This is a genomic window from Sabulicella glaciei, assembly GCF_026183895.1.
GTDB classification, from domain to species: Bacteria; Pseudomonadota; Alphaproteobacteria; order Acetobacterales; family Acetobacteraceae; genus Roseococcus; species Roseococcus glaciei.
The window spans coordinates 91,651-104,778 of the sequence record NZ_JAPFQI010000011.1 but is presented as its reverse complement, the minus strand read 5'-3'; the positions used below and the strand labels follow the sequence as shown (position 1 = coordinate 104,778).

At 72.4% G+C, this 13,128-nt stretch carries 13 protein-coding genes; 6 read left to right on the top strand and 7 right to left on the bottom strand.

Annotated features, from left to right (window positions below):
* Positions 1–73: 73 nt before the first annotated feature.
* On the bottom strand, positions 74–739 hold the full coding sequence (locus tag OF850_RS14485; protein ID WP_301590971.1) for a methyltransferase domain-containing protein: 666 nt from the start codon (positions 737–739) through the stop codon (positions 74–76).
* Between the two features lie 5 nt (positions 740–744).
* A complete protein-coding gene (locus tag OF850_RS14480; RefSeq protein ID WP_301590970.1) occupies positions 745–1,494 on the bottom strand; it encodes a class I SAM-dependent methyltransferase in 750 nt (249 codons plus the stop codon).
* A gap of 81 nt (positions 1,495–1,575) precedes the next feature.
* Here OF850_RS14480 and OF850_RS14475 point away from each other — a divergent pair, with 81 nt between their 5' ends.
* Positions 1,576–2,331, top strand: a complete 756-nt coding sequence (locus tag OF850_RS14475) for a lysophospholipid acyltransferase family protein (protein ID WP_301590969.1) — start codon at positions 1,576–1,578, stop codon at positions 2,329–2,331.
* Positions 2,328–3,086, top strand: coding sequence for a glycosyltransferase family 2 protein (locus OF850_RS14470; protein ID WP_301590968.1), 759 nt, complete (start codon positions 2,328–2,330; stop codon positions 3,084–3,086). Before OF850_RS14475 ends, OF850_RS14470 begins: the two co-directional genes overlap by 4 nt.
* Here OF850_RS14470 and OF850_RS14465 read toward each other — a convergent pair.
* Together OF850_RS14465 and OF850_RS14460 are read right to left on the bottom strand one after the other, a co-directional pair.
* Positions 3,007–3,855 (bottom strand): polysaccharide deacetylase family protein, encoded by an 849-nt coding sequence (locus OF850_RS14465; protein WP_301590967.1) that lies wholly within the window; start codon positions 3,853–3,855, stop codon positions 3,007–3,009. The two genes, OF850_RS14470 and OF850_RS14465, sit on opposite strands and share 80 nt — an antisense overlap.
* Positions 3,852–4,916, bottom strand: coding sequence for an alpha/beta fold hydrolase (locus OF850_RS14460; RefSeq protein WP_301590966.1), 1,065 nt, complete (start codon positions 4,914–4,916; stop codon positions 3,852–3,854). The genes OF850_RS14465 and OF850_RS14460 overlap by 4 nt, the downstream gene beginning before the upstream one ends.
* 107 nt (positions 4,917–5,023) lie before the next feature.
* Here OF850_RS14460 and OF850_RS14455 point away from each other — a divergent pair, with 107 nt between their 5' ends.
* Both OF850_RS14455 and polA read left to right on the top strand, forming a co-directional pair.
* Positions 5,024–5,245 (top strand): zinc-finger domain-containing protein, encoded by a 222-nt coding sequence (locus OF850_RS14455; RefSeq protein WP_301590965.1) that lies wholly within the window; start codon positions 5,024–5,026, stop codon positions 5,243–5,245.
* The gene (gene polA, locus OF850_RS14450) at positions 5,229–8,030 is read left to right on the top strand and encodes a DNA polymerase I (RefSeq protein WP_301590964.1); all 2,802 of its coding nucleotides are present in this window, start codon (positions 5,229–5,231) and stop codon (positions 8,028–8,030) included. The genes OF850_RS14455 and polA overlap by 17 nt, the downstream gene beginning before the upstream one ends.
* On the opposite strand, the gene OF850_RS14445 is transcribed toward polA, so the two are convergent.
* Complete coding sequence (locus OF850_RS14445; protein ID WP_301590963.1) at positions 8,027–8,806, bottom strand: SDR family oxidoreductase; 780 nt, start codon at positions 8,804–8,806, stop codon at positions 8,027–8,029. The genes polA and OF850_RS14445 overlap by 4 nt on opposite strands.
* A gap of 148 nt (positions 8,807–8,954) precedes the next feature.
* On the opposite strand from OF850_RS14445, the gene OF850_RS14440 reads away from it, so the two are divergent.
* On the top strand, positions 8,955–10,145 hold the full coding sequence (locus OF850_RS14440; RefSeq protein ID WP_301590962.1) for an MFS transporter: 1,191 nt from the start codon (positions 8,955–8,957) through the stop codon (positions 10,143–10,145).
* A gap of 1 nt (position 10,146) precedes the next feature.
* On the opposite strand, the gene OF850_RS14435 is transcribed toward OF850_RS14440, so the two are convergent.
* On the bottom strand, positions 10,147–10,635 hold the full coding sequence (locus tag OF850_RS14435) for a DUF2244 domain-containing protein (RefSeq protein WP_301590961.1): 489 nt from the start codon (positions 10,633–10,635) through the stop codon (positions 10,147–10,149).
* An 88-nt stretch (positions 10,636–10,723) separates the two neighbouring features.
* Between OF850_RS14435 and nth the strand changes: the two genes are divergently transcribed.
* Positions 10,724–11,368, top strand: coding sequence for an endonuclease III (gene nth / locus OF850_RS14430; RefSeq protein ID WP_301591017.1), 645 nt, complete (start codon positions 10,724–10,726; stop codon positions 11,366–11,368).
* A gap of 19 nt (positions 11,369–11,387) precedes the next feature.
* On the opposite strand, the gene OF850_RS14425 is transcribed toward nth, so the two are convergent.
* Entirely contained in the window at positions 11,388–12,977 is a 1,590-nt protein-coding gene (locus tag OF850_RS14425; protein ID WP_301590960.1) for a phosphoenolpyruvate carboxykinase, read from the bottom strand.
* Between the last annotated feature and the right edge of the window lie 151 nt (positions 12,978–13,128).

The window sequence follows — 13,128 nt, the reverse complement described above, 5'->3', positions numbered from 1 at the left end:
GCATTTCCTTTACGGAGAGCAGGTTAGCAATCCGGACCCCCCCCTCGCAAGCGAGATGGAGGCTACGGTTTCGTCACGAGTCGGCCCGCTCCGCCACCAGAAGCACGTTGGGCAGGGGCGTCCAGCCCCAGCAGGGGGCGACCTGCACCCGGAACCCCGCCTCCTGGAATGGCGCGGCGAGCGCCTCCAAGGGCATGGGCCGGAAATGCGAGCCGTCGCGGCGGATGCGCCGTCCCGCTTCCTCCATCGCGCTGCCCAGGGCGGCGCGCCAGCCGGCGGCCGGGTCGAAGGCGCGGACGAGGACGCGGCGCCGCGCGGCGCCGGCGATGCGCCGCAGGAGCGGAAGCTGGGTCGCCTCCTCCATCTGCAGCAGCACGTCCAGCATCATCGCCGTGTCCGCCTCGGGCACCTCCGCCACCGACAGGTCGGCCACGGCGAAGCGCGCGGGCAGGTCCCGCGCCGCCTCCGTCGCGTCGCGGATCTTGGCGGGGTCGAGGTCGAGCCCCGTCACCTCCTCCGCCAGCCCGGCCAGGAGAAGGGCGAGCCCCGTCTGACCCCGCCCGCAGCCCAGATCCACGAGGCGTCCCAGCCCACCCCAACCGGCGGCGAGGCGCAGCAGCGCGGGCGTCACCGGGTCGGAAAGCAGCTTGCCGCGCACGAAGCCGCGCGACCAAGCGGGCGCCGCGGCGTAGCGGGCGCCCACCCGCTCCACCAGCGGCCAAAGGGCGGGCGGCTCCATGGCGCTCATCCGGGCTTGCGGGCCGAATAGGCGCGCATCACGCCCAGCTGGACGTCGCAGCCCACCTCCGCGAAGCCGGCTTCGCGCAGGTGACGGAGGATCTCGGCCGGGGGGACGCATTGCTCGATCGTGTCCCAGTAGTAGCGCATCAGCAGCGCCGCCCGGCGGCCGAAGAGGCGGCTGGCGGCCGGCACCACGCGGCCCAGCCAGAACCGCGCCGCGCGCAGCGCCAGCCGCCCCTCGGGCCGCGCGATCTCCAGCAGCAGGACGCGCCCGCCGGGGCGCAGGACGCGGCGGAACTCGGTGAACAGCGCGCGCAGGTCGCCCGCGTGGCGCAGCGCGTAGCCCATGCTGACGAAATCCACGCTCGCATCGGCCAGCGGGATGGCCTCTGCCTCCGCCTGCAGCAGCGGGATCGGGAGGTTGCGCCGCGCCACCGCCAGCATGCCGGCGGAAAGGTCCAGGCCGACCACGTCCCCTGGCCGGCCGAGGATCCGCACCGCCTCGCGCGACACGGCGCCGGTGCCGACCGCCACGTCCAGCAGGCGCATCCCCGGCGCCAGCCCGGCGCGCCGCAGGGCCTGGCGGCGGTACCAGCCGCCGGAACCCAGCGCCAGGGCGTTGTTGATGGGGTCATAGGCGCCAGCCGTGCGGTCGAAGAGATCCTGCACGAAACGCTGCCGGTCCGGCGCATCCGCGTAATAATCCCTGAGCACGCCATGCGGCGGCGCTGCCCCGGCCTCGTCCCGTTTCATGCTTCCCCGGCCAATCTGGACCCCTTGCGGGCCGGACGTGTAGCATGGCGGGGAGGGCACGCCAGGGAACTTCGCCACGAAATGACGCGCAGCACGGCCCCCGCGCTCCAGCCTTGGCCCTTGCGGCTTTGGTACGGCTTCGCCTTCCCGCTGTGCCTGTTCGTCTTCGGCAGCAGCTGCCTTCTCTGGGGCCTCGCGGCCCTGGTGCTGCGCCCCCTGCTGCCCGAGGCGCGGGGGCAGCGGATCGGGCAGTTCGCCATCATGGCTGGGTTCCGCTGGTCGCTCTGGGTGATGCGGATCACGGGCGTGCTGCGGGTGGATTTTTCCGCGGTCGATGCGCTGCGCGGCGAGCGGGGGCTGCTTCTCGCCGCCAACCATCCCAGCATGCTGGACGCGGTGCTGCTCATCTCCCGCCTGCCGCGGGTGGTCTGCATCACCAAGGCGACGCTGTGGGACAACGCCTTCCTCGGCCCCGGCATCCGGATGGCCGGCTATATCCGCAACGACGCGCCGCTCGCGATGATGCGCCGCGCCGCCGCCGCGGTGCGTGGGGGCGCGACGCTGCTGATCTTTCCCGAGGGATCGCGCACCGAGCACAAGCCGCTCGATCCTTTCCACCGCTCCTTCGGGGTGCTGGCGCGGCAGGTGGGCGCACCGGTCCAGACCGTTCTGATCGAGGCGGACAGCCCCTACCTCCAGAAAGGCTGGCCGTTGCTGCGCCGCCCCGTCCTGCCGCTGGTCTTCCGCCTCCGCCTCGGCGAGCGATTCGCGCCGGAGGGCGAGGTCGGCGCGTTGACCCGGCGCATCGAGGCCCATGTCCGCGCGAGCCTCGCGTGACGCCCGACCCGCATCGCCTCGTCCTGATCCCGAGCTTCAATGCCGGCCAACGCCTCGCCGAGACGGTGCGGGAGGCGCGCGCGGCCTGGGCGCCGGTCTGGGTGGTGGTGGACGGCTCCACCGACGGCAGCGAGGCGCCGGTGGAGGCGATGGCGGCGGCCGACCCCGGGCTGCGCGTGCTGCGCCTGCCGCGCAACGGCGGCAAGGGCGCGGCGGTGCTGCACGGGCTGCGCGAGGCGGCGAAGGAGGGCTTCACCCACGCCCTCACCATGGATTCCGACGGGCAGCACCCGGCCGGGCACATCGCCGCCTTCATGGAAGCTTCGGCCGGGCGGCCGGAGGCGATGATCCTCGGCGTGCCGGTCTTCGGGGCGGAGGCGCCTGCCATCCGCGTGAAGGGGCGGCGCGTGTCCAATGCCTGGACGCGGCTCGAAACGCTGGGCGCGGTGGCGGATTCCCTGTTTGGTTTCCGCGTCTACCCGGTCGCGCCCCTGCTGTCGGTGATGGAGCGCAATCCCTGGATGCGCCGCTTCGACTTCGACCCGGAGGCGGCGGTGCGCCTGGCCTGGGCCGGGGTGCCGGCGGTGAACCTCCCCGCCCCCGTGCGCTACCTCGCCGCCGAGGAGGGCGGCGTGTCGCATTTCCGCTACGGGCGGGACAACGCGCTGCTCACCTTCATGCATGCGCGGCTTGTGCTGGGGATGCTGGGACGGTTTCCGGCGCTGCTGCTGCGGCGGGCAAGGCAGCGGCGCTGAGCCCGGCGCGGGCCATCGCCTCCAGCAATCCGGGCAGCACTTCCAGCACCACCGGGGTGCCGCAGCGCTGCCGCGCCGCGTTGCCGTCATGCATCAGGAGGATGTCGCCAGGGGCCAGTCCGCCCGCTAGGAGGCGCAGGGCGCGGCGCGGGTCGCGCCACAGTGCGTCGTGGCCACGCCGCGTCCAGGAAACGAGGGAGAGCCCCGCCGCCGCCAGCACCGGGTCCAGCAATGGCGAGCGCAGCCCCATCGGCGCGCGGAAGAAGCGCGGCGCGACGCCCGTGGCATCGGCGATCGCGGCCTGCGCCTCTGAAACCTCGCGCCACAGCCAGAAGGGGCCGCGCGCGGCGAAGGCGGGGGAATGGCGGTGGGAATGGTTCTCCACCGCGTGGCCGCGCCGCAGCGCCTCTCGCAGCAGCGGGCCGTTCCGGGCGGCGCGGCGGCCGATGCAGAAGAAGGTGGCGCGCGCCCCGTGCCGGTCCAGCAGGTCCAGCACGCGGGGCGTCACCTCCGGATCGGGCCCATCGTCGAAGGTCAGCGCCACGCCGGCGGCCGGTTCGGGAAGCCGGCGCAGATTGGGGCCGAGCAGCGCGGCGCGCGGATGCATGGCGCAGCCGAGCAGGAAGTGGTTCAGCGCCACCGCCCCCAGCGCCTCGGCCCAGAGGGTGGGCATGGCGGCGGCCCCGCCCAGCACCGCCCCATGCCACCAGAGCGAGGCGCGCGGCAGCGGCGCGGGGGTCCAGTCGCGCAGGCGCTCCCGCGGCGTCACGGCTCCGGCCCCGCCAGCCAGCCTTGCCCCGCCGCCTCGGCGGGCAGGGGGGACCGAGGGTCGGCCATGAAGGCGAGGAGGTCGGCGACCACGCGCTCGCGCCCCTGGTCGCGCAGCAGCAGGTGCCAGCCATCGGGGTAGTGGGCGATGCGCGGCGCGTCGAGGCGGCGCAGTACGCGGTGCGAGATGTGGGTGGGCACGACCGCGTCCCGCGCGCCCAGCAGGAACAGGGTGGGCTTGTCCCCGCAGCAATGCGGAAGCGCTGCCACCGCCTCGTCCATCAGGTCCACCAGCCCCTTCGCCATGTCCACCCGCACCTCGCGCAGCACCAGCGGGTCGCGCGCCATGCGCAGCATCGCCTCGCGGTTGTCGGAGGGCATGATGCCCCCGAAGGAGGCTCCGCCCGCCACGGCGGGAACGAGGCGCGACGCGACGGCCAGCGTGCCGCGGACCAGGGGCGACATGTCGCGTCGCGACCAGATGGCGGGGGCGGCGAGGAGCAGCCCCGACGCCTCGGGCGGGTCGGCCAGGATCGAGACGGCGGCGCCCATGCTTTCGCCCAACAGGAAGAGCGGCACGCCGGGATGCCGCGCGGCGAGCAGGCGCGCCACGGTGCGCGCATCCTCCACCAGCGTGGCCGTGCCCGGCCAGATGCCGCGGCTCGGCGTCCAGCCGAAGCCGCGCTGGTCGTAGGCGTAGACCAGCGCCCCGCCGCGTGCGAGCAAGGGGCCGCTATCGGCCAGGAAGTTGCCGCCATGGTCGGCGAGGCCATGCAGCCCCAGCACCACGAAGCGCGGCGGTCCGTCCGGGCGCCAGGCGCGCAGGGGAAGCTGCGTCCCGTCCGCCATCACCAGCGCCGCCTCCGGTGCCGGGCCGGAGGGCCTGGGCGCGGGCGGCGGGGGCGCGAGCGCATAGGCCGGGCGCGGCATCCAGGGCAGGGCGGGGCCGGAAAAGGGCGCCTCGATCGCCGCCTCGCGCACCGCGGGGCCGGCGGGCAGGGTCAGCGGCGCGCAGCCCGCCAAGGCGGGCAGCAGGGCGAGAAGGGAGAGGCGGGCGGGCATCTGCCCTCAATGATAAGGCGGCTTCGCGCCGCGCGCACCGGGGATGCCTCCGTGTCGCGGAGAGGGTATGGTCCCAACCTCATCACATTCCGGATGTTCTCCCGCCCATGCGCGACAAGATGACCGGCTACGCCCCCCGCTTCACCCCCGGCGTGACGCCCACGGAAATCCTCATGGTCACCACCCGCACCCCCATGTGCGACGGCGGCGGCGGGACGCTGGGCCATCCGCGCGTCGCGCTGCGCATGGAAAGGGACGAGGTCGTCTGCCCCTATTGCTCGCGCACCTACCGCCTGGCCGAGGGCGCGGGGCATGACGACCACCACTGAGGCCGCGGCCGCCCCGGAGGCGGAGGCGTCGCAGCCGCACCTCGTCCTGGTGGACGGCTCCGGCTACATCTTCCGGGCCTACCACGCCCTGCCGCCGGTGACGCGCCCGGACGGCACGCAGGTCAACGCGGTGTTCGGCTTCTCGCAGATGCTGGAGCGCTTCCTGCGCGAGCACACGGCGACGCATCTCGCCGTCGTGTTCGACCACGCGCGCAAGACCTTCCGCTCGGAGATCTTCCCCGAATACAAGGCGCACCGCCCGCCCCCCGACCCGGAGCTGGTGCCGCAATTCGCGCTGATCCGCGAGGCGACCGCCGCCTTCGGCGTGTCCTGCGTCGAGCAGCCGGGCTTCGAGGCCGACGACCTGATCGCCGCCTATGCGCGCGAGTTCACGGAGAAGACGGGCGGGCGCGTCACCATCGTGTCCTCCGACAAGGACCTGATGCAGCTGATCCGCCCCGGCGTGGTGATGCTGGAGCCGATCAAGCGCACGGAGATCGGCGAGGCGCAGGTGCTGGAGAAGTTCGGCGTGCCCCCCACCAAGGTGGTGGAGGTGCAGGCCCTGGCCGGCGACTCGACGGACAACGTGCCCGGCGTGCCCGGAATCGGCGTGAAGACCGCCGCCCAACTCATCACCGAATACGGCGACCTGGAAACGCTGCTGGAGCGCGCCGGCGAGATCAAGCAGCCCAAGCGGCGCGAGGCGCTGCTGGAGAACGCGGAGAAGGCGCGCATCAGCCGCCGCCTCGTGCTGCTCGACGAGAACACTCCCCTGCCCGAGCCGGTGGAGGCGCTGAAGGCCAAGCCGCCGGAGCCGGCGCGGCTGCGCGCCTTCCTGGAGGAGAACAACTTCCGTTCCATCCTCGCGCGCACCGGCCTCGGCAACGCGGCGGAGGGCAAGCAGGATTTCCGCATCGTCGCCCCGGCCCGGCCCGCGGTCGTGGACCCCGCGGCGGCGCCCTTCGGCCCCTACGCCACGATCCAGGATCTCGATGCGCTGAACGCGGTGATCCGCGAGGCGCGCGAAACGGGCATCCTGGCCGTCGACACCGAGACGGACAGCCTGGACGCGCTGAACGCCAACCTCGTCGGCATTTGCCTCGCCACCGCGCCGGGCCGCGCCTGCTACGTGCCGCTGCGCCATCGCGGCCGCGACATGCTGGAGCCGGTGCCGCCCCAGATCCCGCTCGAGGACGCCGTTGCCGCGCTGCGCCCGGTGATGGAGGACCCGGCGGTCCTCAAGCTGCTGCTGAACGCGAAATACGACCTGGAAGTGCTGGCGCGACCGGAGAACGGGGCGCTCGCCGTCACGCCCTTCGACGACGTGATGCTGATCTCCTACGCGATGGATGCCGGGCGGCACGGCCACGGCATGGACGAGCTGGCGCTGGAGCATCTGGGCCACACCTGCACCACCTACAACGAGGTGACGGGCACGGGCCGCGCCCGCATCCCCTTCGCCGAAGTCCCGCTGGACCGCGCCACGCATTACGGCGCGGAGGATGCGGACGTGACGCTGCGCCTGTGGCGCCTGCTGAAGCCGCGCCTCCTGCCCGAGAAGTCGCTCGCCCTCTACGAGAAGGTGGAGCGGCGCATGGTGCCAGTGCTCATGGCGATGGAGCAGGAAGGCATCCGTGTGGACCGCGAGGAGCTGGAGCGCATCGGCCAGGATTTCACCGAGCGGCTGGTGGTGATCGAGGCCCGCATCCACGAGCTGGCCGGGCGGCCCTTCTCCGTCGGCTCGCCCAAGCAGCTGGGCGAGATCCTGTTCGACGAGATGGGGCTGAAGGGCGGGCGCAAGGGCAAGACCGGCGCCTACTCGACCGACGCCCAAGTGCTGGAGGACCTGGCCGCCCAGGGCCACGCCCTGCCGCGCGCCGTGCTGGAATGGCGGCAGATCGCCAAGCTGAAGACCACCTACGTGGACGGGCTGATCGCGCAGATCGCCACGGATGGCCGCGTCCACACCGATTTCTCCATGGCCATCACCTCGACCGGCCGCCTGTCCTCCACCGAGCCCAACCTGCAGAACATCCCCATCCGCACGGAGGAAGGCGCGCGGCTGCGCCGGGCCTTCGTGGCGGAGCCGGGCCACCTGCTGCTGGCGGCCGACTACAGCCAGATCGAGCTGCGCCTCCTGGCGCATCTGGCGGAGGTGCCGTCCCTGATGGAGGCCTTCGGCCGCGGCGAGGACATCCATGCCCGCACCGCCGCCGACATCTTCGGCCTTCCCCTGGAAGCGGTGGACCGCGAGGCACGGCGCCGCGCCAAGACGCTGAACTTCGGCATCATCTACGGGATGAGCGCCTTCGGCCTCGCCGCGCGGCTGGGCATCCCGACCGGCGAGGCGAAGGGAGTGATCGACGCCTATTTCGCCCGCTACCCCGGCATCCTGGCGGCGATGGAGCGCATCAAGGACGAGGCGCGCACCAACAAGTTCGTCTGCTCCCCCTTCGGGCGGCGGCTGTGGATCCGCAACATCGACGACCGGAATCCCGCCTTCCGCGCCGGCGCCGAGCGGCAGGCGATCAACGCCCCCTTCCAGGGCGGGGCGGCGGAGGTGATCAAGCGCGCCATGGTGCGCGTGCCCCGCGCCCTCGCCGATGCCGGGCTGCGTGGTCGCATGCTGCTGCAGGTGCATGACGAGCTGGTGCTGGAAGTACCGGAGGAGGAGGCCGAGGCGACGGGCACGCTGCTGCGCGGGGTGATGGAGGGCGTCGCCACGCTGCGCGTGCCGCTGCTGGTGGAGATCGGCACCGGGCGGAACTGGGCGGAGGCGCACTAGCCCGGCGCGGCCGCTGATCCGGCGAGAAGCCCGCCATCGAGGCTCAGCTCGGCGCCCGTCATGTAGGTGGCCTCATCGGAGGCCAGCATCACCGCCAGGGCGGCCACCTCCCCTGGCTCTCCGAAGCGCCGCAGCGGCGTGTCGGCGACCAGCCGCCGCATGCGCTCCTCCCGCTCGGCGCCGCTGCCGAGCATCGGCTCCCACATCGGGGTGAGGGTGGCGGCCGGGTGGATCGAGTTGGCGCGGATGCGCCAACCCTGCTGCGCGCAGTAGAGCGCCACCGTCTTGGTGTGGTTGCGGATCGCCGCCTTGGAGGCCGCATAGGCAGCGGCCATGGGAATCCCGACGAGGCCGGAACGCGAGGAGACGTTGATGATGGAGCCGGTGCCGCGGGCCTTCATTGCCCGGATGGCGTAGCGGCAGCCGAGAAAGGTGCCGTCGGTGTTCACCCGGTGCACGTGGCGCCAATCCTCCAGCGTCGCGTGCTCGGGATCGTGCGCCACCGCGCCCTCCTCGAAGCCGGTAATGCCGGCGTTGTTGACCACGACGTCGGCCGTCGGGACCTTTGCCTCGAAGCCCTGCCAATCGGCTTCCCGGCTCACCTCCAGCCGCTCGAAGCGGCAGCCGAGGGTGGTCGCCATGGCCTGCCCGGCTTTCACGTCCTTGTCGGTGGCGATCACCGTCGCGCCCTCGGCGTGGAAGGCCTCGGCGATGGCGCGGCCGATGCCGCGCGCCGCGCCCGTGACGACGCAGATCTTGCCGGACAGTCTCGGCATGGTTCCCTTTTCCCCGTTCCGGTCCGGCCCGGCTATAGCGTGGCTTCGCCCCGCCCCGCCAACCGGCACAGGGCAGAGGCGCTTTGGGGATGGGTGGCCTGTGCGGCGCCCCGCTGCCATGCTGGCGCAAAGATCCGAGGAACCGCCGATGAGCTTCGCGCCTGAGGAGCGCCGTGTCCTGACGAGCGTGTCCGGCGCGCATTTCGTCAGCCACGTCCACATCCTCGCCCTGCCGCCGCTCTTTCCCCTGCTGCGCGAATCCTTCGACGTGGGCTTCGTGGAGCTTGGGCTGGCGCTGACGCTGTTCAACGTCGTCTCCGCCGTCACCCAGGCGCCGATGGGGTTCTGGGTGGACCGGTTCGGGCCGCGCCGGGCGCTGGTGGGCGGGCTGTTGCTGGGCGGGATCGCCTTCGTGCTGGCGGGGATCATGGGCAGCTATGCCGGGCTGCTGGTGGCCGCCGTGCTCGCCGGCCTCGCCAACAGCGTCTACCACCCGGCGGACTACGCCATCCTCGGCTCCTCCATGAACGAGGCGCATGTGGGCCGCGCCTTTTCGCTGCACACCTTCGCGGGCTACCTGGGCAGCGCCATGGCGCCGGCCTTCATGCTGGGCGCGGCCTGGCTGTTCGGCGCGGGCGGTGCGCTGGTCGCCGTGGGGCTGCTGGGCCCGCTCTTCGCCCTGCCCCTGCTGCGCGACGCGGCCGGCGAGCGCATCCGGCCCCGCGCCGTCCATGCCGGCGGGGTGAAGCCGCGCATCCTGTCCCCCACCGTCATCGCCATGACCGGGTTCTTCGTGATGATCGCGCTGTCCTCCGGCGCGGTGCAGGGCTTCGCCGTCTCGGCCTGGAACCAGGCGCATGGGCTTTCGCTGGTGTCGGGCAACATGGCGCTGACCGCGTGGCTGGCGATGAGCGCGGCCGGCGTGCTGGCCGGGGGCTGGGTGGCCGACCGCACGCGGCGGCACGGTCTGGTCGCGGCGGGCGGATTCGGCACGGCGGGGGCGCTGATCCTGCTGGCCGGGCTGGTGCCCATGGGGATCGTGCCGCTGCTGCTGGTGATGGGGCTGTCCGGCTTCCTGTCAGGCATCATCATGCCTTCGCGCGACATGTTGGTCCGCGCCGCCGCGCCGCCGGGCCAGGCCGGGGCGGTATTTGGCGTGGTGAGCACGGGGTTCAACATCGGCGGCGTGGCCGGGCCGCCCGCCTGGGGCTGGATGCTGGACAACGGACGGCCGCTTTCCGTCTTCACCGCCGCGACCGCCTGCATGGGCATCGCGGTGGCCATGGCGCTGTGGCAGGAGCGGGGACGCCAGCGCCGCGCCCTGGCGGCCGCCGAATAGCTCAACCGTCGCGAAGCTGTGGGTTGTCGAAGACCGGCTCGCGGTAGCGGCGCAGCGCGGCGGCGAGCCCGGCTTCCAGGGCGCGCTTCTCCTCCGGCGGCAGGAAGCGGCCGATCTCGACGCTGCGGGCGCGGTGCCGCACCACCAGCCTTCCCTCCCCGTCCCAGGCCAGCCGGGCCCAGAACGGGTCGAATTCCGCCTGCATCTGGCGCCGCCCCTCGCGCCGCCGCACCAGCAGCCGCCCCTCGGTGAGCATCACCAGCTCGGCGGAGGTGGCGGCCCGGGTCCGGTAGGTGGCGAGGAGCAGGATGACCAGCGCCACCTCCACCCCGGCGAACACCGTCACCGGCCAGGCGCCCATCAGGGTGCAGACCGTGCCGCCGAAGGTGAAGCCGAGCAGCAGCAGCCCCGCCACCAGCCGGAATCCGCGCTCATCCATGCTGAGCAGGGGCGCGGAGCGCGCCTCGAACAGGGCGGGGCTGTGCGGCATCTCCCCATCAGATAGAACGCTCCGCGTGGAGAAAACCCCCAAGACGCCGCTTCACGGCACCGCCCGCGCCCCACGCTGCGCCCGGTTGATGCCGCGCGACCAGGCCGCCGCCTTCCTCCACGCCCTCGCCGCCGCCAATCCCACGCCGCAGACCGAGCTGATCTACACCGACGCCTTTTCCCTGCTCTGCGCCGTCGTGCTTTCGGCGCAGAGCACGGACGCCATGGTGAACAAGGTCACCCCCGCCCTGTTCGAGGCGGCGCCCGACCCGGCCGCCATGGCGGCGCTGGGGGCGGAGGGGATCGGCCCACTGATCCGCCGCCTCGGGCTGTGGCAGGGAAAGGCGCGCAACCTCGCCGCGCTGGGCGCGCTGCTGGTCGAGCGCCATGGCGGCGAGGTCCCGCGCACGCGGGAAGGGCTGGAGGCGCTGCCGGGCGTCGGGCGCAAGACCGCCAACGTGGTGCTGAACGTGATGTTCGGCGAGGAGACGATGGCGGTGGACACGCACATCTTCCGCCTCGGCAACCGCACCGGCCTCGCCCCCGGGCACAACCCGCGGGAGGTGGAGGACATGCTGGTGAAGCGCTGCCCGCCCGGCCTGCTGCGGGACGCGCATCACTGGCTGATCCTGCACGGGCGGCACGTGTGCAAGGCGCGCCAGCCCGAATGCTGGCGCTGCCCGGCGGTCCGCTTCTGCAACTACCGCGACAAGGTGCTGCCCCCCGCCGCGTGAAGCGCGGGGGCCACGAGCCTCACGCGGCGGCCTTGATGGCCACGGCCCTCACGTCCTCGCCGACGGCGCCGGCGAAGCTTTCGAAATTCGCCTCGAAGCGGCGCACCAGCTCCGCCGCGGTGCGGTCATAGGCGGCCTTGTCGGCCCAGGCCGCGCGCGGGTTCAGCACCTCGGCCGGCACGCCCGGGACCGATTTCGGGATCATCAGCCCGAAGAACGGGTCCTTCTCGAACTCCGCATTGGCCAGCGAGCCATCGAGGGCCGCGCGCAACAGGGCGCGGGTGTGCCCGATGCTCATGCGGTGGCCGGTGCCGTAGGCGCCGCCCGTCCAGCCCGTGTTCACCAGCCAGCAATCGGCGCCGTCGCGCGCGATGCGCTCGGCCAGCATCTTGCCATAGACCTCGGGGTGGCGCGGCAGGAAGGGCGCGCCGAAGCAGGTGGAGAAGGTGGCCTGCGGCTCCTTGCCCAGGCCCTTCTCCGTGCCCGCGACGCGTGCGGTGTAGCCGGACAGGAAGTGGTACATGGCCTGGGCCGGCGTCAGCTTGCTGATGGGCGGCAGCACGCCAAAGGCATCGGCCGTCAGCATCACCACGTTCTTCGGCAGGCCCGCCACCCCGCCCGGCGCGATGCCCGGGATGAACTCGATCGGGTAGCAGGAGCGGGTGTTCTCGGTGAAGCGGTTGTCGTCGAGGTCGAGCACGCCCCGCTCATCCGCCACCACGTTCTCCAGAACCGCGCCGAAGCGGTGGGAGGCGTCCCAGATCTGCGGCTCGGCGTCCTTGGAGAGCTTGATGACCTTGGCGTAACAGCCGCCCTCGAAGTTGAAGACGCCCGTGTCGCTCCAGCCATGCTCGTCATCGCCGATCAGCGCGCGCTCGGGGTCGCTGCTCAGCGTGGTCTTGCCCGTGCCGGACAGGCCGAAGAACAGCGCCACGTCGCCCTTCCTGCCCACGTTGGCGGAGCAATGCATCGGCAGCACGCCACGCTCCGGCAGCAGCCAGTTCATGACGGTGAAGATGCTCTTCTTGATCTCGCCGGCGTAGCTCGTGCCCGCGATCACGATGGTCTTCGCCGCGAAGGACAGGGCGATGCAGGTGGAGGAGCGGCAGCCATCGCGCGCCGGGTCCGCTTCGAATTCCGGGGCATGCACGATGGTGAAGTCGGGTGTGAAGCCCTCCAGCTCCGCCACCGGGGGCCGGATGAACATGTTGCGCGCGAACATCGCGTGCCAGGCATTGGTGGTGACGAGGCGCACGCGGATGCGGTGCGCCGGATCGGCGCCGGCATAAAGGTCCTGGGTGAACAGGACCGGGCGGGCGCCCAGCCACTCGCGGACGCGGGCGGCGAAGCCGGCGAACTTCTCCGGCGCCATCTTCTGGTTGATCTTGCCCCACCAGACCTGCTCGGAGACGGAAGGGTCGTCCACCACGAACTTGTCCTGGACGGAGCGGCCCGTGTGCTGGCCGGTCAGGGCAATAAAGGCGCCATCGGCCGAAAGGCGACCCTCGCCGCGGGAAAGCGCGTGCTGCACCAGCGCCGGGGCAGTGAGGTTGGCGTGAACCGTGGAGGCGGCGGCGACGCCGGTGCCGGCAAGGGCGGATGCGGACATGCGGTGTTCCCAAATGGCTCGAGCGCCGAGACTCGGATTCAGATCCCGGCGGGGCGCTGATGGAGCAAGGCTTTGGCGGAAATAGGGCCGCGCCGGACCGCCGGTCAATGACCTCACAACGCAGGCGCAGCAAAGGAAACCGCCGGCTTCC

Bases quoted from the DNA above. Each gene is read 5' to 3' on its own strand.
- OF850_RS14485 (WP_301590971.1), bottom strand. From the start codon at position 739: ATGGAGCCGCCCGCCCTTTGGCCGCTGGTGGAGCGGGTGGGCGCCCGC.
- OF850_RS14480 (WP_301590970.1), bottom strand. From the start codon at position 1,494: ATGAAACGGGACGAGGCCGGGGCAGCGCCGCCGCATGGCGTGCTCAGG.
- OF850_RS14475 (WP_301590969.1), top strand. From the start codon at position 1,576: ATGACGCGCAGCACGGCCCCCGCGCTCCAGCCTTGGCCCTTGCGGCTT.
- OF850_RS14460 (WP_301590966.1), bottom strand. From the start codon at position 4,916: ATGCCCGCCCGCCTCTCCCTTCTCGCCCTGCTGCCCGCCTTGGCGGGC.
- OF850_RS14455 (WP_301590965.1), top strand. From the start codon at position 5,024: ATGCGCGACAAGATGACCGGCTACGCCCCCCGCTTCACCCCCGGCGTG.
- polA (WP_301590964.1), top strand. From the start codon at position 5,229: ATGACGACCACCACTGAGGCCGCGGCCGCCCCGGAGGCGGAGGCGTCG.
- OF850_RS14445 (WP_301590963.1), bottom strand. From the start codon at position 8,806: ATGCCGAGACTGTCCGGCAAGATCTGCGTCGTCACGGGCGCGGCGCGC.
- OF850_RS14440 (WP_301590962.1), top strand. From the start codon at position 8,955: ATGAGCTTCGCGCCTGAGGAGCGCCGTGTCCTGACGAGCGTGTCCGGC.
- OF850_RS14435 (WP_301590961.1), bottom strand. From the start codon at position 10,635: ATGCCGCACAGCCCCGCCCTGTTCGAGGCGCGCTCCGCGCCCCTGCTC.
- nth (WP_301591017.1), top strand. From the start codon at position 10,724: ATGCCGCGCGACCAGGCCGCCGCCTTCCTCCACGCCCTCGCCGCCGCC.
- OF850_RS14425 (WP_301590960.1), bottom strand. From the start codon at position 12,977: ATGTCCGCATCCGCCCTTGCCGGCACCGGCGTCGCCGCCGCCTCCACG.